This is a genomic window from Planctobacterium sp. AWH2_060 (assembly GCF_056158425.1).
This window is the reverse complement of the sequence record NZ_JBSWTG010000001.1, coordinates 731,430-751,243: the sequence shown is the minus strand read 5'-3', so window position 1 is coordinate 751,243 and position 19,814 is coordinate 731,430. Positions and strand designations below refer to the sequence as shown.

The window sequence follows — 19,814 nt, the reverse complement described above, 5'->3', positions numbered from 1 at the left end:
GTTAATTAATGCAAAAATCAATATTTTCTCCCGTATTCCCTAAAAAACCCGGTGAACAACAACATTGGTGTAATCTCGCCGGAAGTTCATCAGCGCTGGCTATTGCAAACTGCGCTCTGGAGAGTAACAAACGAGTTGTTGTAGTTACATCAGACACGCCTGGGGCGCTGAAATTAGAACGTGAAATACGTCACTTTCTTAAACACACAACAGTGAAAGTATCGGTATTTCCCGATTGGGAAACCCTGGCATACGACACCTTTTCACCTCACCAGGATATCATTTCCCAGCGTCTTGAAACGCTTTATGAGTTGACCCAAAAAGGCCGCGATATCTATATATTTCCGATAACTACGTTGCTGCAAAAAGTGGCACCAGTGGAATATCTCGGCAAATATGTGTTGTTCCTCAAACAAGGGCAAACACTGGATATTGATGCTTTCAGAACCCGTCTTAATCGCGCTGGCTATACTGCGGTTAATCAGGTTATGGAACACGGCGAATACTCTGTCCGTGGCAGTATTGTGGATTTGTACCCCATGGGCACAACCAGCCCTTTGCGTCTGGATATGTATGACGATGAAGTTGAAAGTATTCGTGAATTTGATCCAGACACGCAACGCTCTGGCGAACAGCAAAAAGCGATTCGATTATTACCGGCTCACGAGTTTCCGATAAACAAACAAGGCATTGAGCAGTTTAAGGAAAACTACAAAAATGTCTTTGATGGCCACTACGGCAAGGGTTCCATATTTCACGATGTCAGTTCCGGCGTCATGCCCGCAGGGATAGAATACTACCTGCCCCTGTTTTTTGAAGAAACTTCCAGCATCTTCGACTATATCAATGATGATGCAATGTTCGTTACCCAGGGTGACATTACCCAGGCCATCGACTTTTTCCTGGCAGACGTTAATGAGCGTTACGAGCAGCATCGTTGGGATCCATTAAAACCTCTGTTGCCGCCTCACAGCCTTTTTCTGCGCGTAGAAGAGCTCAATGGGCTTCTCAAAAAGTGGCCAAGAATCAATGTCACAAATCGACTTTCTGACAACAAAAACGGAAGAACTGATTATGCTGTTGAACTACTGCCTGACGTTGCCATCAACGCCCAATCAAAAAGCCCTTACACTAAGTTACAGGCTCAACTGAAAACCTGGTTAGAGGAAGGCACCAGGGTACTGTTTTGCGCGGAGACGGCAGGCCGTAAAGAAACGCTACTGGAATTATTGCTCGAAGCAGCCATTAAACCCAAAAGCTTTGAACACACTGAAGCTTTCCTGAGTGCGCACTCGCAGGTGGGGATCTGCGTGGGTTACGTGGACAATAGCTTCGTTATTCATGGCTCAGATGGCGCCCTCGCCTTTATCACAGAAACTGAACTTTTAGGCCATAAAGTTAGTCAACGTCGGTTGCGTAAGAAACAACAGGTTACCGACGAATCAGCGGTAATTCGCAACCTGGCAGAACTACAACCTGGGCAACCCGTGGTGCACATAGAGCACGGTGTCGGTCGCTACCTGGGTTTACAAACGCTCGATGCCGGTGGCATCACCACCGAATACCTGACTATTGAGTATGCCAAACAATCCAAGCTGTATGTACCGGTTGCGTCACTGCATCTGATCAGCCGTTACAGTGGCGGCGATGAGCAAGCCCCGCTACATAATTTAGGTACTGACACCTGGTCAAAAGCAAGACAAAAGGCAGCGGAAAAAGTGCGCGATGTAGCAGCACAACTTCTGGAAGTCTATGCTCAGCGTGAAGCGAAACCCGGTCAGGCCTGTAAAATCGACTGGCAAGACTATCGCCAATTTGCAGATAGCTTTCCATTTGAAGAAACAGATGATCAGCTCCAGGCCATCAATGCAGTTATAAATGATATGGGCTCCCCTCGTGCCATGGACCGATTGGTCTGTGGTGATGTGGGTTTTGGTAAAACTGAAGTGGCAATGCGCGCCGCCTTTATTGCCGCCAGTCAGGGTAAACAGGTAGCCGTGTTGGTTCCTACCACTCTATTGGCTCAGCAGCATTATGAAAACTTCCGGGATCGCATGAGCCAGTGGCCATTTCAGATAGATGTCATGTCCCGATTTAACAGCACTAAAGAGCAAAAACAGGTGTTGGCGGGATTAGCAGATGGCAAAGTAGATATCATAATTGGTACCCACAAACTCATCCAAAAGGATATCAAATTCGCTGATCTGGGATTATTGATTATTGATGAAGAACACCGTTTCGGTGTGCAACAAAAAGAAAAGATAAAGAGCCTGCGGGCCGAAGTGGATATATTGACTCTAACCGCCACGCCAATACCTCGCACACTAAACATGGCCCTTAATGGGATGCGTGATTTATCCATCATAGCAACCCCTCCGGCTAAGCGCTTAGCGATTAAAACCTTCGTAAAACAACGAGATAAAAACCTGATCAGAGAAGCAGTAATGCGTGAAATACTGCGTGGAGGCCAGGTTTATTTCTTGCACAATGAAGTAGAAAGTATTGAGAAGACCGCCAGCGAGATTGCCGAGATAGTGCCAGAAGCCAAGGTCAGTGTGGCCCATGGACAGATGCGTGAAAAAGATCTGGAAAGAGTGATGTCCGACTTTTATCACCAAAGGTTCAATGTACTGGTATGTACCACAATTATCGAAACCGGTATCGATATTCCTTCTGCCAATACCATTATTATGGACCGTGCTGACCATCTGGGCCTTGCGCAATTACACCAACTGCGCGGCCGGGTTGGACGCTCCCATCACCAGGCTTATGCGTATTTACTGACTCCGCATCCAAAGCGCATGACCAAAGATGCCACCAAACGTCTGGAAGCCATTGCCCAATCGGATAATCTGGGTGCAGGCTTTGAGTTAGCGACACATGATTTGGAAATACGCGGTGCCGGAGAGCTGCTGGGCGAAGAGCAATCAGGGCAAATAACCACTGTCGGATTTAGTTTGTATATGGATATGCTTGAAGAGGCGGTAGAAGCCCTCAAAGCTGGCAAAGAGCCTTCATTGAATAATCTGATGGCTCAGCATACGGAAGTGGAATTGCGCATCCCCACTTTACTGCCAGATGATTACATTGCCGACGTCAATATTCGCTTGTCCATGTACAAAAAAATTGCATCCTGTAAAAAGCGGGAAGAATTGAAAGAAATACAGATTGAATTAATTGACCGATTTGGCATGCTACCGGAAGCAACAAAAAATCTGTTTAAAGTTCACGAGCTGAAGCTCAGTGCGAAACAAGTAGGTATCAAAAAGATCGATGCCAATGCCCAGGGAGGCTTTTTGGAATTCAGCGAAAACACTAAAGTTGATCCTGGCTATATCATTCAGTTGATTCAAAGCAAACCCAATGTATTTCGCTTTGATGGGCCTCAAAAATTAAAATTTGTTTCCGAAAAGCCAGAGGCAAACAAAAGACTGGCCTTTGTAGAAGGAATGCTCATCGACTTTAACAGGCAACAAAAAGTCGCCTGATGCTCGTTTAATCGCGTTTCGTAGCGCACATAACCAGGGAACTTCGTTTTGTACAAAACTCCGTATTACCTTTGCTTGTCTGTTTTTTTAGCAATTGTAGCGACACAGGTTAAAGCTGATGATTCTTCGAATCCCTGGTGGTTTGAAGTGGAGTTAATACTGTTTGAACGCAATATTTCAGCGGATGATATTGCTGAGCAGTTTCCGTTGCAGGTTACACAAATCGATACCCAAGGTATGCATGATTTCATTACAGAAACCTTGTTGCCCGACTTTCAGTTTTTGCGCCAGGGAGCCGATGTCTGTAATCAGGAGCCTGTCCCAATTGCATTTCCTACCCAGGTATTCACAGCAACGCCTATTCAAAACCAGTTGCTGGAAGAAGCCTTGCTACATGATCCTGAGTGGGTCACCAGTACCAAGCCCTCTGAGCAATTGCAAAATATGCTGGACTCCATTATTGATGTTGATGAACTGGCGTTAGGAACGCCGCAACAGAATGAATTTACACAGCAGTTTTTGTTCGACGATTTAATCCCTCAAGAGCAATCGCCGGAAATTCAGGTGCCCGACAACCTTTATTGTCAGTGGCCTGCTGAAATGGAATATTTCAGTAATGAGCACGCCACTTACTTGCAGACACAGGTCAAATTAGCCACGCTCCCCACTACGCTAAATGGTATTGAGTACCCCTATTCCGAAAAGGCTTATACTTTACCGCAAGACAACCTGCAATTGAGAAAGCTTCGCACTGACATCAATCGCGCCAGAGGGTTGAATGTGCTGCTGCATACGGCGTGGCGACAAAATGTCATTGTGGGCCGCGATAAGGCCCCTTGGTACCGTATTTACGCCGGAGAAAACTTCAGCGAAGATTTTTATTACTCCGGGCTACCGAAATCTCGTGCCGAATCTGAGCAAAGTTTTCAACAGCAAAATCTTTATCAAAAAATTGCAGCCATATTGAATCAGCAGAGTTATCAGACGCTTGAAATTACAGAGCCGCCAGCCGAACTCATTGCGCTTCAGAACTCTGAGTTGAACGATGAATCTTTGAGTGTGTGGACGATTGATGGCCGATTGAAAGTATTTATAGAATATATCGGTAGAACGCCCTACCTCCACCTGGATAGCGATCTAAACTTCAGAAAACCCATTGTTATAGACTGGCAAAACTTTAAACGACCGCTCACTGCCACTGCTGAAGAAAATAGCGAAGCAGACAATAGCGCATTACCAATGCAGCCTAACTTTTTACAGGCTTATCACTTTGACCAGTTACGCCGAATGATCAGTACCGAAATACATTATTTCGATCATCCTATGTTTGGCATGGTGGTGCAAATCAGACGCTACAACCGCCCTACACCACAAGGGCTTGAATATACTCGGTTAATTATTTCCAAATAGCACTTCATGGCGGTAGTCATCACTTCCGGCACACCAGCCCATTTTTTGTGGTTTCGTCTTTTTCTTTTTGTCTTTGTGCTGGTTTAACAGATTCAGAGCCAGCCGCCTGAAGCAGGCTATATTGATGGCGGAATTGCCGGCGTACATTCTCTGATCATCCTCCCTGAACGTCACATCCAACACATGATGCTGACTGTTTTCTATGTACCAGTGGCGTCGGGTAGCCTTCATCAGTTCGTCAAGCGTCAGTTGTTCAGTACAGACATAATAATGGGTCTCATGGCTGGTTTGTCCTTTGACAGAGCGTTCTCTCACTACCGCGGCTATCGTTTTCAGGTCTGACCATTTTTCTTTTAGTTGCCCCTCAAGGATGAGGTCTGTTGACCAGACCGTGCGGGTTTCTTTTCGCCCATGTCCGGTTTCACTTTCGCTTAAACTGGTCTGTTCTGCCTCAGGTAAAGCCCAATATTTCTGGAACAGTGTATCTACCGCCTCAAGTAACGTGGGTTGATTTTTCTTGCACTGTACCAAAGCAATCCCTTTTTGTTCTTTAATCTGGTGGATAGTCTCTACCTGACAGTGAAGTGCGTCCAGGGTCAGAATAGCCCCGGTAATGTCCAGCGATTCAATTAACTCCCGGGCCATTGCCAGCTCATTTCCTTTGCCTCGTCCGGCTTTGTGATACAACACCAGCCCCTGTTCCACATCAAATGCAGAAACCATGCTCAATGGCGTTGAGCCGCTATATTTCGCGACACCTCGTACATCTTTGCCGTCAATAGCAATATGTTGAAACTGGTTTTCTTCCCTGACCGCATTTACCCAGGAAACCAACGCTGCCATTAATGATTCAGGTACCATAGTTCTGATGATACGGGCGACATTTTGTTGGGTGGGTATCCCGTATTCAAAAGGCAGATATTGTCTTAGCCAGTCCAGTCGTGTTTCGCCAAAAACATGAATATCAGCCCAGGATTTACTGCCACTTATGAGGGCACTTATCAACAGGAATGACATCTCCAGCACAGGATAATCCTGATTAACATGAGATCGGGTATCAGACACTTTTTGAAGATGAACAAGAATTTCCATGACGCGGCCTTTATGAGAGACAAATCGGGCCAGGATGGAGTGAACAGAGTTCAGTGTAAAGCTATTTCATTGGCTTATGCCACAATGTGATCGTTAAAGGGGGTGTTATATCAAAAAGTTTGATCATGCCCTTCCTACACCACCAACCGAAGAAACCTTCGAGGAATAAACTACTGCAGCGTCAGATAACTTACACCTGATACCACAAAAGCCACCAATACGTTTAATACAAAGCCTTCCCTTGCCATAGTTTTAATCGGAAACTTATCGGTTCCATAAACGATGGCATTGGGCGCAGTAGCCACCGGCAGCATAAAGGCACAACTTGCCGAAATCGCAGCAGGTATCATCAGCAGTGACGGCTCAATCCCCATTGCCATGCCGCTTAACGCCAAAATCGGCATTAACAAAGTGGCAGTCGCTGTATTTGAGGTAATTTCCGTTAAGAAAGTAACAAACAAGCAAATCGACAGAATCAATACGGGTAATGGTACGCCTTCTAAAAAACTCAACAAGTCACCCATTTTTTGGCTTAGTCCCGAAGCCGTAAAGGCCTTCGCGATACAGATCCCGCCAGCAAACAACAGCAACAATCCCCAGGGGATATCATTCGCGGTCTTCCAATCCAGAAGACTGGTTGCTTGCCCTTTTTGATCCTTTTCACCTGAAGGGACGACAAACATAGCAATCACACCCAACAGTGCAATGGTACTATCACCCACTGTATTCATGCTTAATGTTTCAGACCAATAAGGTCTGGTTACCCAGGCAAGCGCTACCAGTCCGAAAACCGTTAGCACCCGTTTTTCTGCCGGCCGCCATTCACCCGACGTAGGAATATTCACAGCTCCCAGACTTCCCAGTCCGCGGGTTAACCACAAGGCCATGATAGGTATGGCGATGACGACAATAGGGACACCTGTTTTCATCCATTGTAAAAATGTGACTTCTTGCCCCTGGGACTCCTGATAAACACTGATAAATATAATGTTTGGCGGCGTACCTATTGGTGTACCTACTCCCCCCAAACTGGCGGCATAAGCAATACCAAGTAGTAAAGCAGCAGCGAGTCTGGGATTGTCGATTGAAGAAAGAATGGCTAATGCGATTGGCAACAGCATCAATGTCGTAGCGGTATTGGATATCCACATACTCAATATCGCAGCAGTCAACATAAAGGCCAAAACCAATCGGGAGGCGCTTTTACCGCCGGTTAGCTTAAGCATCTGCAAAGCAAACCGTTTGTGCACCCCCGACTTCTCAATAGCCTTGGACAGCATAAACGCGCCCATCAATAGAATTATGACGTGGCTACCTAAGGACGATGCTGCTTCTTTGTGGGATAAAACCCCTGCCGCCGGAAAAGCCGCAAAAGGAATAAGAGATGTCGCCGGAATGGGCAGTGCTTCAGTAACCCATAGAATGGCGGTTACCAGTGTGATGGCAGCCGTCCAACTGATTTCACTGGCGACACCGATGCTGTCCAGATGCCACTTTAAAACCGCAGATATCAGTACAGCAACCAGGATAATAGCTTGTTTAGTTGTCATTTAACTCATCCAGGATCTGACGCAATGCCTGCCAACGCGAAGAGCTTTGACATTGGCGCAAGCCCTGGTACTTAGGCTGTGCCATGATCATCTTCTCAATAGCCGGTGACATAGCGGCAGAACCTTTATAGTTATCCAGGACCTCGATGGAAGCCTCACGGTTATTACAGATTAACGCCATATCGCACCCGGCCGTCATGGCTAATTGCGCACGCTCGGTGGGAGTGCCGCACTTTACTGCACCTTCCATTGTCAGGTCATCAGAAAACACGGCGCCGTTAAATCCCATATCTTTGCGCAGTTTTTGTTTAACCCAGAACTCAGAAAATCCAGCTGGCAGGTCATCAAATGCAGAATAAATTACGTGTGCAGGCATCACTGCATCTAACATGTTTTGTTGCGCCAGTTGTTCAAAAACCCAAAAATCGGTTTCCAAAACTTCCTGTGCCTCCCTGCGATCAATAGGTAAAGCAATATGCGAGTCTTCTTTTACACTGCCGTGACCGGGAAAGTGTTTACCGGTTGTGGCCATACCGCCTGCCCGCATACCCTCACAAAACGACGCGACAAGTGTAACTACATCTTGCTTATTTTTAGCGAAGCCTCTATCACCTATAACATCAGAAATATTGTTAATATCTGCGACTGGTGCAAAGCTGATATCAATACCCACGGACTGTATTTCCAACGCCATTAACTCGGCAATCGCTCGACACCAGATTTTAGCCTGTTCGATATTGCCATCTGAGCGCTCCAAAATAGTCGCCATGGCAGGCAATTCGCTGAAACCTTTTCTGAACCTTTGAACCCTGCCACCTTCCTGATCCACAGCCAGCAATAGTGGCTTTTTAACAGACATTCTGATTTCTTTTGAAAGCTCGGTGATTTGCTGATGATCTTCGAAATTGCGGGTGAAATATATCAGGCCACCTGTTAAAGGATGCTCAAGGATCTCCTTATCTTCCGCAGTCAAAGACTGACCGGGAAGGTCCAACATTAAAATTCCCATTAATACCGTATTATTGTTGTCGTAAATTAAGACAACTATAAAAGATGCCAAAGGCCCAATGCAATTAGCTTTGCCGCTATTTCTCCCCTGAAGTGGCTTAATGTTTATTTATTGCACTATTCAGACCTAATTCTCTCGATTAATAACCCCGCGACAGACTCATTTAAAAAAGCGATAACAACTATCGAATCTATCAACTGTCTTTATTCCACTCAGCCACTAAACTGATTAGCAAGTTAACCCTTTGAGGAAAAGTTATGTACGCAGTTATTTTTGGTAGAGATGGTTGTCCTTTTTGTGTCAGAGCGAAGGAACTCGCTGATAAACTGACTCAGGAAAGAGACGATTTTAAATATCGTTATATCAACATCCACGAAGAAGGTATCAGCAAAGCCGATCTGGAAAAAACAGTGGGTAAACCAGTTGAGACAGTACCCCAAATCTTCCTGGATCAAAATCACATCGGTGGTTTTACAGACTTTGAAGCTTACGCGAAAGAGCACCTTGGTCTGTACGAGTAATTAAAGATCCGAGAAGGTATTTAGGTTGCTTTAATAAACTAATTTGTATAAGTCCTGACCTAATCTGACACTTCTATTTGCAAAACAGAGAGTTACCCGTTTTGATATAGGTGCTGAATCTAAAATCAAAACAAAAGGTAACTCTCATGTTGCATACTAACAATCCAATTATTAAACACAGAGCAGGTTTGCTCAATCTGGCTGAAGAGCTTGGGAATGTTTCCAAGGCTTGTAAGGTGATGGGCGTTTCCAGAGATACGTTTTACCGTTATCAGGAATTAGTTGAGAAACTAAACAAGACAGCCATCATAACTGTACTTCAGTACAGTTTCCAAACTCATTGATTTATGCAAAATAGAAGCTTCATTCAGCAGACTCTGGAAGAGTTAACATGCCAAAAGCCAGGAAGGCACAAATTTGCCTTGAAGATACACCCTATTATCACTGCGTTTCCCGTTGTGTGCGCAGAGCCTATTTATGCGGGGAAGACAAACAAACCGGTGTTAGCTATGAACACCGCCGTCAATGGGTTGAAGACCGTATTCACTTTCTGTCTCAAATATTTGCTATTGATGTTTGTGCCTATGCGGTAATGAGCAACCACACTCACCTGGTATTGCATATTCACAAAGATTTATCTGACGGTTGGGATACCGAAGAAGTGATTCGCCGCTGGCACAGGCTTAGTAATGGTACGTTGCTGAGTCACCAGTATTTGAATTCAGAGCAACGAAAGCAGATGCATGAGTATCAGCTGTTCACCGTTGAGGAAACCGCAGATATATGGCGACAGCGGTTGACGGATATCAGCTGGTTTATGCGCTATTTAAATGAATACATTGCCAGAGAGGCCAACAAGGAAGATGAATGTACCGGCAGATTCTGGGAAGGTCGATTTAAGTCCCAGGCACTATTGGATGAAGCTGCGCTTGCCGCCTGTATGGCCTACGTGGACTTAAACCCCATCCGAGCCAAAATGGCTGAAACGCCAGAGCAATCCGACCACACCAGCATTCAGTATCGCATCAATGCTGCCAAAGCAGGTAAAACACCCAAATACCTGACACCTTTTGCCGGAAACATCAAAGATGATATGCCCCATGGTTTGCCTTTCCATTTATCCGACTACCTGGAGCTGGTTGATATCACAGGCAGAGCTATCTTACCCAATAAACGCGGTTCCATTGAGGAATCAACACCTGCGATATTGGAACGCCTCAACCTCAAACCCGAGCAATGGCAGGAACTCACCACCCAATTTGAAAGCTATTTTCATCACGCCGCTGGCAGTGAATCTTATCTTGAAGCATACAAACACCGGCACAAGTTACAACGACTCAGAGATAAAAACGCCGCGATTCGATTATTTGGCTGACAATTAATATCTTTACGCCAACTAAAAACATAATTGCCGCCAGGTAAGGTGGGCGCCTGCCTATATCTTTTTGAAGTTGTAATTTCTAACCCAGAAAGCACTATTTAATAGTCTGAATCCCCTCTCTGATGTGTTTCTTCCCAGAAATTTAAAAAAATTAATGGCGAAATCTGAGGTTTGAAAAAAGTGAGCTGAATGAATTTAAAGTGGATGTCTTTTTATTGCCCGATGTCTTTTTATTGGCCTGCTTCTGAAAAAGCCATACAGCTCCAGTCACTCACACTTTAAATTCCCCTACCAACAGTTGCAGTCGTTTCGACATTTCTTTAACACTGTTGCCGGTATCTGCTGCATTGTGGGCTTCAACAGCGGTTTGTTGAGCAATGTCACTGATGGTAGTAATTCTCAGGCTGATATCTTGAGTGACGGCTTGTTGCTGCTCTGAAGCCGCTGCAATTTGTAAACTCTGATCGTTAATATCTTTAATAGACTGAATTATCTGGTTCATGGCTTCAGTTAGTTCAGAGACTTTTTCATGGCTCTCTTCCACACGTTCTACGGAAGAGTTTATCAATTTGACCGAATCCGCTGTTCCAGACTGTAACCCTTCTATCATTTCCTGTATTTCAGTGGTTGCGGTTTGCGTTCTTTGTGCCAGCTTTCTTACTTCATCAGCAACAACGGCAAATCCCCTGCCTTGCTCCCCGGCCCTGGCAGATTCGATAGCAGCATTTAGTGCTAATAAATTGGTCTGCTCGGCAATATCTCCTATGACCTCCACAACAACACCAATTTTTTCACTCAAGGTCGATACACCTGCAAGTGCTTTTGCACTGTTAGCCACATCCACCGATAGTTTTTCAGACACATCAACAGCGGTTGCTGCAACTTTTTATTAACAATGACACCCATCATAACTGTAACACCCATCATAACTGTACTTCGGTACAGTTTCCAAACTCTCTGATTTGTGCAAAATAGAAGCTTCATTCATCCAACTCAGGAAGAGTTAACATGCCAAAAGCCAGGAAGGCACAAATCTGCCTTGAAGATACCCCCTATTATCACTGTGTTTCCCGCTGTGTGCGTAGAGCCTATTTATGCGGGGAAGACAAACAAACCGGGGTTAGCTATGAACACCGTCGCCAGTGGGTGGAAGACCGTATTCACTTTCTGTCTCAGATTTTTGCTATTGATGTCTGTGCCTATGCGGTAATGAGCAACCACACTCACCTGGTATTGCATATCCACAAAGATTTATCTGACGGTTGGAATACCGAAGAAGTGTTCCGCCGCTGGCACAGGCTAAGTAATGGCACATTACTTAGTCACCAGTATTTAAATCCCGAACAACGAAAACAGATGCATGAATCTCAGCTGTTCACCGTTGAGGAAACCGCAGATGTATGGCGGCAGCGGTTGACGGATATCAGCTGGTTTATGCGCTATTTAAATGAATACATAGCCAGAGAAGCCAACAAGGAAGATAAGTGTACCGGCAGATTCTGGGAAGGTCGATTTAAGTCCCAGGCACTACTGGATGAAGCTGCGCTTGCCGCCTGCATGGCTTATGTGGACTTAAACCCCATCAGAGCCAAAATGGCTGAAACACTGGAAGAATCTGACCACACCAGCATTCAGTATCGCATCAATGCAGCCAAAGCAGGCAAAAACCCTAAATTCCTGACACCTTTTGCGGGGAATATCAAAGAGGATATGCCTCATGGTTTACCCTTGCACCTGACAGATTATCTGGAGCTTGTAGATATTACCGGCAGAGCTATTTTACCCAATAAACGCGGCTCCATTGAAGAATCAACACCGGCAATATTGGAACGACTCAATCTCAAACCCGAGCAATGGCAGGAACTCACCACCCAATTTGAAAGCTGTTTTCATCACGCCGCTGGCAGTGAATCTTATCTTGAAGCATACAAACACCGGCACAAGTTACAACGACTCAGAGATAAAAACGTCGCGATTCGATTATTTGGCTGACAATCAACATCATAACGCCAGCTAAAAGCATAATTGCTGCAAGGTAAGGCGGGCGCCTGCCTATACCTTTTAGAAGTTGTAATTTTTAACCCAGAAAGCACAATTTAATAGTCTGAACCCGCTCTCTGATGTGTTTATTTCCGGAAATTTAGAAAAAACTAAAGGCGAGGCCTGAGATTTGAAAAAAGAGTACTGAATGAATTTTAAAATGGATGTCTTTTTATTGTTCCTATAGTCTGAATTCACTCTCTGATGTGTTTCTTCCCAGAAATTTAGAAAAAACTAATGGCGAAATCTGAGATTTGAAAAAAGAGAACTGAATGAATTTTAAAATGGATGTCTTTTTATTATCTGCGACAAGAAACAGTTGGCGGCTTTTGCGCCCGCGCAGCGGAAATGCGCAAAAGGTGACAACTGTTTTTTGTCCGTAGCATGCACTTGTTAGCTTTTTTTGATTGATATACCATAATGTGTAGATCAATGTGTAAGGAGTAAGTTATGGCAACAAATTTAGCTTTGGATAATAGTCTATTAGACGCTGCATTAAAAGTCGGTGGTTTTAAATCTAAGAAAGATACTGTTAATGCGGCGTTGAAAGAATTTATTGAACGAAGAAAGCAACAAGAAATCAAGGAATTATTCGGTAATTTACCTGCCGATGACGACTATGATTACAAACAGGGCCGCCAGTGAACCAAATATTGATTGATACTTGTGTATGGTCATTGGCATTAAGAGGTAAAAGCACCAGAAACAAAGAAATTGCCACCGAGCTTTCCAAAATCATTGACCAAGGTTCGATTATGATAATTGGACCTGTGCGGCAAGAACTACTTTCTGGGTACAGTGACAAAAACCAATACTTAAAACTTAAACAGAAATTAGATTACTTCCCTAACCTACCGGTAATTGATGATGACTATATTCTCGCGGCGGAATATTCCAATATTTGCCGTGCTAAAGGTATACAAGGATCACATACTGATTTTTTGATTTGTGCCGTTGCCACAAGAGTAAAAGCAACCATATTTACGACCGATAAAGACTTCCAACATTACAAATTACATTTACCTATTGTGCTGCACTACTAAGCTAACGCCCCAAGCAGGGACAATAACACGTAGGCTAAAATACAGAACAAAGTGACGAGAGCCTACGTGTTAGTGTCCCGCTGACTTGGTTTGTTAGCTGCCACCTACTAGTAATGATAACGACACGAGATAACCGTAACCGCTGTATCATCCACGGCATATACCAAACGATTGGTATCATCTATTCTGCGAGACCAAAAACCTGAAAGATTTTCTTTGAGAGGTTCCGGTTTTCCAATCCCCGCAAATGGAGAGCGCTTAACATCTACTAACAATTACTAACAATGACACCCATCATAACTGTACTTCAGTACAGTTTCCAATTCATCGAGATTGTGCAAAATAAGAAACCCAATGAGCAAACTCAGGAGGAGTTAACATGCCAAAAGCCAGGAAGGCACAAGTCTGCCTTGAAGATACACCCTATTATCACTGCGTTTCCCGTTGTGTGCGCCGAGCCTATTTATACGGGAAAGGCCACTCAAGGGGGGCGAGAATTCTCAATATCTTGTCTGAGGAGCTTTAGCTGCCTCCTTCTGAAAAAGCCATACAGCTCCAGTCACTCACACTTTAAATTCCCCTACCAACAGTTGCAGTCGTTTCGACATTTCTTTAACACTGTTGCCGGTATCTGCTGCATTGTGGGCTTCAACAGCGGTTTGTTGAGCAATGTCACTGATGGTAGTAATTCTCAGGCTGATATCTTGAGTGACGGCTTGTTGCTGCTCTGAAGCCGCTGCAATTTGTAAACTCTGATCGTTAATATCTTTAATAGACTGAATTATCTGGTTCATGGCTTCAGTTAGTTCAGAGACTTTTTCATGGCTCTCTTCCACACGTTCTACGGAAGAGTTTATCAATTTGACCGAATCCGCTGTTCCCGACTGTAACCCTTCTATCATTTACTGTATTTCAGTGGTTGCGGTTTGCGTTCTTTGTGCCAGCTTTCTTACTTCATCAGCAACAACGGCAAATCCCCTGCCTTGCTCCCCGGCCCTAGCAGATTCGATAGCAGCATTTAGTGCTAATAAATTGGTCTGCTCGGCAATATCTCCTATGACCTCCACAACAACACCAATTTTTTCACTCAAGGTCGATACACCTGCAAGTGCTTTTGCACTGTTTGCCACATCCACCGATAGTTTTTCAGACACATCAACTGCGGTTGCTGCGACTTTTTGACTTTCGCTACAGGTTTGATTGGCTTGGTCTGTTAATTCATGAGCCGTTGAGGCATTTTGCGCAATAGAGTTTGCAGTCACATTCATCTCTTCAGTGGCCGTTGCAATTTGCTGACTTTCTAATTCCTGATGACTGACACCGTCCTCAGTTTTAGTGGTTGAGACAATGAGTTTTTCCACCGCGGCGTCCAACAAATTTGCCATTTCATTGACATCACGAATGATTCCCTGAAATTTTTCCGCCATGCCATTTATTGCTTCACCTATCTGGCCAACTTCATCGTTGCTCTTATCTTTGACCCGGCGAGTCAGATCAGAGTGCTCCGTTAGTTCCGAAATGGTTTGAAATAAACTGATTATAGGCCTGGTAAAATACTGGCCAAAATAGAAACTGACAAAGAACGCTATTGCAGAAAACAACAATATCAACCATATGGTATTGAACTGAATGCTTCTCAACAGCACCTGGTTCATAGCGAAGGCTTCTGATTCGTCAATTTCACTCATCAGTACCCAGTTGAGGTTAAAAATATCTAAAGGCGTGTATGCCGACAAGACGTTAACGTCCCTATAATCTGGAAATATATGAAAGCCACGCTCCCCAGCCAATGCTGACTCAGTGCCCTCGGTTTTAACTTCTAGCAAACCAATAGTGGTATTTTTAGCCAGAATAGTAGAGATAGTTTTATCTGGCGTATTTACATTTCGAATTGCCGCCTCGAAGCCTTGCGGATCATCAATTAAGAAACGACTCATACTGCGCATTTTAAAATCTTCCTGATTACCCATTTTGAGCATCCTGCGCTACACTGTATATAATAACAGTGTTTGATGGTGCAAAAATGGCGAAGAACAAAGTGCAGTTTCAAAAGGGATATAGTGTTTTTGAAGTGATGGAAGACTACGGGACCGAAGAAAAGTGCAGAGAAGCCTTGTTCCGGTGGCGCTACCCATCAGGGTTTGTTTGTCGGGAATGCGGTCACAAGTCGCATTGTCAGTTGAAGTGCCGTAATGCGTTACAGTGTAATCGTTGCAAACATCAACAATCACTGACCAGTGGCACGGTATTCGATAAGACCCGATTGCCATTGATGAAGTGGTTTATGGCGATGCACCTGCTAACGCAGTCTAAAACAGGCATTTCGGCTATGGAGTTGATGCGTCAGCTAAAAGTAAATTATGACACTGCCTGGAAAATGAAACATAAACTGTTGCAGGCCATGAAAGAAAGTGAAGACGAGCACCAGATTGGCGGCATTATTCAACTGGATGATGTCTATTGGGGAGGTGAGCGTCGTGGGGGAAAGCGCGGACGCGGCGCATCGGGTAAAACCCCGTTTGTTGCTGCGGTTGCACTGAATGAAGAAGGTCACCCCACCAGAATGAAAATGACAGTTGTTGAAGGGTTCAGGAGTCATGCTATCCAGCAATGGGCGGATAAACATGTTCTGCCAGAAGCCATTGTGATTTCTGACGGATTACCCTGCTTCCGCGCTGTAGCAAGCGAAGACAGACATCACTTTTATGCGAAAACGGGCGGCGATCTGGAAAAGCTTGAACACCCAGCCTTTAATTGGGTCAACACCATGATCGGGAATGTTAAGAACTCGCTGAGAGGGAGCTGCCACGCGATAGCGTCAAAGCACCTTCCGCGTCATCTGGCTGAGTATTGTTTCAGATTTAACAACCGGTTTAATTTACGAAGACTGTTGCCCACGTTAGCAAAGGCAGCTATTAAAACACCACCCATGCCGTATAAGCTATTAAAGCTGGCTGAGCTAAGTGGGTAATCAGGAAAATCTTTACCTACAAGATAAGTCTCACCAGAATCCCCTAGTCCGGATTCTTGCCATTCCTGGCCGTAGGTCATAATTTGATTAATCCTGTCTATAGGCATCTGAAAAATTAAAACCCCCACTTTTAAGTTGCCATCAAAAATGGGGGTTGCAATAAAGCTGGCGGGATCTTCATATGAAGGTGTATAGGCAAAAAAGTCCGTTAACGTCGCTTTACCATTAGGCAAATTAACGGCTTGTTGAAATGCTTTGCCAATTCCTGTGGATTTATAAGGGCCACTAATTAATGATGTCGTGTAATCGATCTCTTTAAATACAGAATAAACAATATCGCCGCTATCTGGATCCACTAAGAAAATATCGTAATATTCAAAGCGTTTTAAAAAATCCCGAATACTGGGGTGATATTTTTGGTGTAACTGCGCATACGTGGAATCATTGCCGGGTTTCATTAATTCATCTTTTGCTCCCAGAGGATGTGGGGTATCAATGATAAAAGCGTGTTGTAACGAAATGCTATCCTCATCAAGCGCGTCAAATAATGAATTGATATTTGGTGATTGGTTACTGTTACGCTGTTTATACTCGTTTGAATAGTCCTGAGTATAATAAGATTTCAGTTGGCGACGTAACTCGCCAGATTGTTTAATATCTAACTCATTTCTATAATTTCTGAACGCCGGTTTAAACGCCTTCATGGCTTCAACAATCATCAGATTATTAGAGAAACTCAGCACCTGACTTTCAATGGTATTGAAATAGCTTTCTATTTGTTGCTTTTGAATATCACGTATAGCAACTAACTTTAAACGAGCCTGTTCGGATAGCGCCTGATTTGCCTTACTGTAAGATTGAAATCCAAGTACCAAGGCTACAACAATCATGGGCACAAGAGTGATAGATAAGATGACGAGCGTCAGCTTTTTTCTGATGCTAAACATAAATGTCCTCTGGTAAAAAATACTTGTCCTTTACCGGGTTTAAACGAACATCTGAATAAATTGCAAAGCGCCTGCTTGCTATATATCCAGTGTAGTCCTTTCTTATGTCGCCGCTTCTGCTTATTGCTCGTTTGTGCTTATGGGGTAGCTGACTATAAAACACCGAAACATTTATTAACTCCCCCCTTAACGAAAATTATTTACTCGAGAAAATTGTAAATAAGTGCACCTTGATAATTTAACCTTAGACAATTAATAAGCATGCGCAAGTTACATCAAAGTCTTTTTTCAAATCAGGAAATTTTAATTTAAATGCCCAAAAACGGTGCAAGAACAAAGCTAGATTAAGTTATTACAACAAGTGAATTGTAAACTACCTAAAGCAGTTTACTCACGTGTACTTAGTGGCACTTTAGGGATGATTTTTCATTAATCATTTGTGCTATTTTTAGCCTTGCTTATACGCCGTTTTCTACTAATTCAAAATTAGATTCTGCGAGGATTTCGCCATTTAATTGTGTTTCAACGCGATGTTCACCAGGGTAGTGTTTTCTGGTAGTAACACTCTTAAAAGAATGGCGTTTTTGCAGGTAAAGCGATTCGCCCCGCCACTGTTCAATTAATTTCCATTTAAACACTTTGGGTGTGAGCTTACCGTTTGCTTTTTGATACCAAATCACATAATCTAGCATTAGCTTTTGTGGCTCACTTATATTGCCAGACAACTCCAGATTAATTAACAAGTCACCTTCTGCCTGAACCTTTGATTGCTTTAATGTTAGCTGCAAATTTCCATTAAAAGGTAAAAATCCAAAATGCGCCAAGATATCAGGGTGGCCTTGTTTCAATAGCGTTCTGCAGCCATGTTTTAACAATCGAAACTGGTTTGTATCCGCATCGGGTAAAAACTCTGCCACAAAATCCACTACAAATTCAGGATTATCTTTGGCTATGTCGTTGAGGTTATTGGCCACTGATCGTCGCACATATTCCTCGGGGTCATCCAGCAGGCTGACTAGTAAGGGTCTGAGCGGTTCTGGATCGTCAACAAAAACCTTAAGCCGTTTTCCCCAGGGTAATCTGGGACGCGTCCCTTCACTGACTAACCTGCGCACATGCTGATTATCAGAGCCGCTCCATGATGTTAAAATCTCAAGCGATCTTTGCCAGTCAAAAATTAGAAAATCCCGAATAGCAAATTCAGAACTAAAGCGACTGGTTAACACCTGCAATAGTGCCATGCCCTTGTCAAAGTACTCCGGAATTCTCCTGAGACTGACAAAATCCGCCAGTGGCATGATTAACCACCCTCTGATCCCTTCCCGCTCAATGACGGAGTCATTCATACTAGAATTATTTTCAGGGTGAAGAATTGTTCTTATTACCGAGTCACAACGCTGGTAACTTTGTGGCATATACTCGTGTAGCGCTTGTGTGATTTGCAGTGAGCGTTGTTTGAGTTCCAGATTATCAAAATTGTGTGCGGCCATTCGCACAAAATCCTGTTCTGCGAATTCCGGTAGCTGTTGCTTTATAGTGCGACCAAAGTGCTCTATGATTTGGACGGAAAACTTATTCTTAAATGCTTCAGGCATAGCAATTTATTGGTTGTAACAGGTGGGCTCATATTATTGTCTGATGAACCCAATCCTGTCAGGAGGTTTTAGGAGCACTAAATCCGGCAGCAATATAGGTGATCACTTTTCTGATAAGGTCTTCAATTTCCATGTGTTGCTGATATTCAGCTTCGGCAATTTCAGATAACGCTTTACTGGAAACCATGGTAAATACACAAGACCCAAGGGCAAAATGCCAACGCCAAAACACTTCGCTGGGCGATAAATGCGGCACCGCAAGATGTAATGCCTTGTTCAGGTGTTTTAGCTCCTGAGTGTAATGAGTTGTGATATAACGACGAAGATGGCCCTGTGATTCGTAATAGGCTCTTGCAAATAACTGCACAAATACTCGTGTTCCATTGGGACGGACTTTTTCCAGTGCCAGTAATGGTTCCACCAGGGCACCAAACAGCCCTTCTGTGGTTGCGGATTCTGAGGCCTTGCTCATTGCCATAATACGTTCGTCGAGCGCCGGCATGAGGACGCTGAGATAGCGGGCTAACACTTCCTGAATTAACTGTTTTTTGGAACCAAAATGATAGTTAACCGACGCCAGGTTAACATCGGCTTCACTGGTGATAGCGCGCAGTGAAGTATTATCAAAACCAAAATCACAGAATAAGTGTTCGGCAGCGTTTAAAATGCGTTCTTTTGTAGACACGTGTACTTATTATTAATTTTTCTTATGGTTAGGACTGTAAAGTTTCTAATTTTAAAGTTCAAGCGACTGTTTGAATTTACGG

16 protein-coding genes and 3 pseudogenes are annotated in these 19,814 nt (G+C 44.0%); 10 read left to right on the top strand and 9 right to left on the bottom strand.

The genetic code is table 11. The annotated features are described in order from the left end of the window. Positions 1 to 8 precede the first annotated feature (8 nt). On the top strand, positions 9 to 3,488 hold the full coding sequence (gene mfd, locus ACXAD8_RS03295) for a transcription-repair coupling factor (protein ID WP_475224870.1): 3,480 nt from the start codon (positions 9 to 11) through the stop codon (positions 3,486 to 3,488). Between the two features lie 48 nt (positions 3,489 to 3,536). Further along, a complete protein-coding gene (locus tag ACXAD8_RS03290) occupies positions 3,537 to 4,898 on the top strand; it encodes a CsiV family protein (RefSeq protein WP_475224867.1) in 1,362 nt (453 codons plus the stop codon). Here ACXAD8_RS03290 and ACXAD8_RS03285 read toward each other — a convergent pair. The 3 genes from ACXAD8_RS03285 to nagZ form a co-directional block, all read right to left on the bottom strand. Further along, positions 4,881 to 5,990: an ISAs1 family transposase gene (locus ACXAD8_RS03285; RefSeq protein WP_475224598.1), complete on the bottom strand. Its 1,110-nt coding sequence runs from the start codon at positions 5,988 to 5,990 to the stop codon at positions 4,881 to 4,883. The genes ACXAD8_RS03290 and ACXAD8_RS03285 overlap by 18 nt on opposite strands. A gap of 170 nt (positions 5,991 to 6,160) precedes the next feature. Continuing rightward, complete coding sequence (locus ACXAD8_RS03280) at positions 6,161 to 7,540, bottom strand: SLC13 family permease (RefSeq protein WP_475224865.1); 1,380 nt, start codon at positions 7,538 to 7,540, stop codon at positions 6,161 to 6,163. After that, positions 7,530 to 8,537: a beta-N-acetylhexosaminidase gene (gene nagZ, locus ACXAD8_RS03275; protein ID WP_475224863.1), complete on the bottom strand. Its 1,008-nt coding sequence runs from the start codon at positions 8,535 to 8,537 to the stop codon at positions 7,530 to 7,532. The genes ACXAD8_RS03280 and nagZ overlap by 11 nt, the downstream gene beginning before the upstream one ends. A gap of 269 nt (positions 8,538 to 8,806) precedes the next feature. On the opposite strand from nagZ, the gene ACXAD8_RS03270 reads away from it, so the two are divergent. The 3 genes and pseudogenes from ACXAD8_RS03270 to ACXAD8_RS03260 all read left to right on the top strand — a co-directional run bounded on the left by ACXAD8_RS03270 (position 8,807) and on the right by ACXAD8_RS03260 (position 10,445). Continuing rightward, a complete protein-coding gene (locus ACXAD8_RS03270; RefSeq protein WP_475224860.1) occupies positions 8,807 to 9,070 on the top strand; it encodes a GrxA family glutaredoxin in 264 nt (87 codons plus the stop codon). A gap of 146 nt (positions 9,071 to 9,216) precedes the next feature. Continuing rightward, positions 9,217 to 9,381: pseudogene (locus ACXAD8_RS03265) on the top strand (helix-turn-helix domain-containing protein); the annotation flags it as partial. A gap of 80 nt (positions 9,382 to 9,461) precedes the next feature. Beyond that, positions 9,462 to 10,445 (top strand): transposase, encoded by a 984-nt coding sequence (locus tag ACXAD8_RS03260; protein ID WP_475224857.1) that lies wholly within the window; start codon positions 9,462 to 9,464, stop codon positions 10,443 to 10,445. 277 nt (positions 10,446 to 10,722) lie between these two features. Here ACXAD8_RS03260 and ACXAD8_RS03255 read toward each other — a convergent pair whose 3' ends face one another. Beyond that, positions 10,723 to 11,313, bottom strand: a complete 591-nt coding sequence (locus ACXAD8_RS03255) for a methyl-accepting chemotaxis protein (protein ID WP_475224855.1) — start codon at positions 11,311 to 11,313, stop codon at positions 10,723 to 10,725. A gap of 146 nt (positions 11,314 to 11,459) precedes the next feature. Between ACXAD8_RS03255 and ACXAD8_RS03250 the strand changes: the two genes are divergently transcribed. From ACXAD8_RS03250 to vapC, 3 genes are all read left to right on the top strand, one after another. Further along, the gene (locus ACXAD8_RS03250) at positions 11,460 to 12,443 is read left to right on the top strand and encodes a transposase (RefSeq protein WP_475224853.1); all 984 of its coding nucleotides are present in this window, start codon (positions 11,460 to 11,462) and stop codon (positions 12,441 to 12,443) included. Between the two features lie 498 nt (positions 12,444 to 12,941). After that, complete coding sequence (locus ACXAD8_RS03245; RefSeq protein WP_475224850.1) at positions 12,942 to 13,136, top strand: type II toxin-antitoxin system VapB family antitoxin; 195 nt, start codon at positions 12,942 to 12,944, stop codon at positions 13,134 to 13,136. Further along, positions 13,133 to 13,534, top strand: coding sequence for a type II toxin-antitoxin system VapC family toxin (vapC, locus tag ACXAD8_RS03240; RefSeq protein ID WP_475224847.1), 402 nt, complete (start codon positions 13,133 to 13,135; stop codon positions 13,532 to 13,534). The genes ACXAD8_RS03245 and vapC overlap by 4 nt, the downstream gene beginning before the upstream one ends. Positions 13,535 to 13,641: 107 nt before the next feature. Here vapC and ACXAD8_RS03235 read toward each other — a convergent pair. Continuing rightward, positions 13,642 to 13,809, bottom strand: a pseudogene (locus ACXAD8_RS03235) (Txe/YoeB family addiction module toxin); the annotation flags it as partial. Between the two features lie 104 nt (positions 13,810 to 13,913). Between ACXAD8_RS03235 and ACXAD8_RS03230 the strand changes: the two are divergent. Then, positions 13,914 to 14,021: pseudogene (locus tag ACXAD8_RS03230) on the top strand (transposase); the annotation flags it as partial. A gap of 76 nt (positions 14,022 to 14,097) precedes the next feature. On the opposite strand, the gene ACXAD8_RS03225 reads toward ACXAD8_RS03230, so the two are convergent. Together ACXAD8_RS03225 and ACXAD8_RS03220 are read right to left on the bottom strand one after the other, a co-directional pair. Then, the gene (locus tag ACXAD8_RS03225; protein WP_475224845.1) at positions 14,098 to 14,436 is read right to left on the bottom strand and encodes a hypothetical protein; all 339 of its coding nucleotides are present in this window, start codon (positions 14,434 to 14,436) and stop codon (positions 14,098 to 14,100) included. Further along, complete coding sequence (locus ACXAD8_RS03220) at positions 14,437 to 15,504, bottom strand: methyl-accepting chemotaxis protein (RefSeq protein ID WP_475224842.1); 1,068 nt, start codon at positions 15,502 to 15,504, stop codon at positions 14,437 to 14,439. A 53-nt stretch (positions 15,505 to 15,557) separates the two neighbouring features. On the opposite strand from ACXAD8_RS03220, the gene ACXAD8_RS03215 reads away from it, so the two are divergent. Then, positions 15,558 to 16,505 carry an IS1595 family transposase gene (locus tag ACXAD8_RS03215; RefSeq protein WP_475224840.1) on the top strand — a complete coding sequence of 316 codons (948 nt, stop codon included), beginning with the start codon at positions 15,558 to 15,560 and terminating at the stop codon, positions 16,503 to 16,505. A 1,405-nt stretch (positions 16,506 to 17,910) separates the two neighbouring features. Here the strand turns inward: ACXAD8_RS03215 and ACXAD8_RS03210 are convergent. Both ACXAD8_RS03210 and ACXAD8_RS03205 read right to left on the bottom strand, forming a co-directional pair. Next, positions 17,911 to 19,047, bottom strand: a complete 1,137-nt coding sequence (locus ACXAD8_RS03210) for a DNA alkylation repair protein (protein ID WP_475224838.1) — start codon at positions 19,045 to 19,047, stop codon at positions 17,911 to 17,913. Between the two features lie 58 nt (positions 19,048 to 19,105). Continuing rightward, positions 19,106 to 19,732, bottom strand: coding sequence for a TetR/AcrR family transcriptional regulator (locus tag ACXAD8_RS03205; protein ID WP_475224835.1), 627 nt, complete (start codon positions 19,730 to 19,732; stop codon positions 19,106 to 19,108). Positions 19,733 to 19,814: the final 82 nt, after the last annotated feature.

Coding starts and splice junctions, on each gene's coding strand:
- nagZ (WP_475224863.1), bottom strand. CDS start 8,537: ATGTTGGACCTTCCCGGTCAGTCTTTGACTGCGGAAGATAAGGAGATC.
- ACXAD8_RS03220 (WP_475224842.1), bottom strand. CDS start 15,504: ATGGGTAATCAGGAAGATTTTAAAATGCGCAGTATGAGTCGTTTCTTA.
- ACXAD8_RS03245 (WP_475224850.1), top strand. CDS start 12,942: ATGGCAACAAATTTAGCTTTGGATAATAGTCTATTAGACGCTGCATTA.
- ACXAD8_RS03215 (WP_475224840.1), top strand. CDS start 15,558: ATGGCGAAGAACAAAGTGCAGTTTCAAAAGGGATATAGTGTTTTTGAA.
- ACXAD8_RS03210 (WP_475224838.1), bottom strand. CDS start 19,047: ATGCCTGAAGCATTTAAGAATAAGTTTTCCGTCCAAATCATAGAGCAC.
- ACXAD8_RS03225 (WP_475224845.1), bottom strand. CDS start 14,436: ATGATAGAAGGGTTACAGTCGGGAACAGCGGATTCGGTCAAATTGATA.
- ACXAD8_RS03270 (WP_475224860.1), top strand. CDS start 8,807: ATGTACGCAGTTATTTTTGGTAGAGATGGTTGTCCTTTTTGTGTCAGA.
- ACXAD8_RS03250 (WP_475224853.1), top strand. CDS start 11,460: ATGCCAAAAGCCAGGAAGGCACAAATCTGCCTTGAAGATACCCCCTAT.
- ACXAD8_RS03285 (WP_475224598.1), bottom strand. CDS start 5,990: ATGGAAATTCTTGTTCATCTTCAAAAAGTGTCTGATACCCGATCTCAT.
- mfd (WP_475224870.1), top strand. CDS start 9: ATGCAAAAATCAATATTTTCTCCCGTATTCCCTAAAAAACCCGGTGAA.
- ACXAD8_RS03260 (WP_475224857.1), top strand. CDS start 9,462: ATGCCAAAAGCCAGGAAGGCACAAATTTGCCTTGAAGATACACCCTAT.
- ACXAD8_RS03280 (WP_475224865.1), bottom strand. CDS start 7,540: ATGACAACTAAACAAGCTATTATCCTGGTTGCTGTACTGATATCTGCG.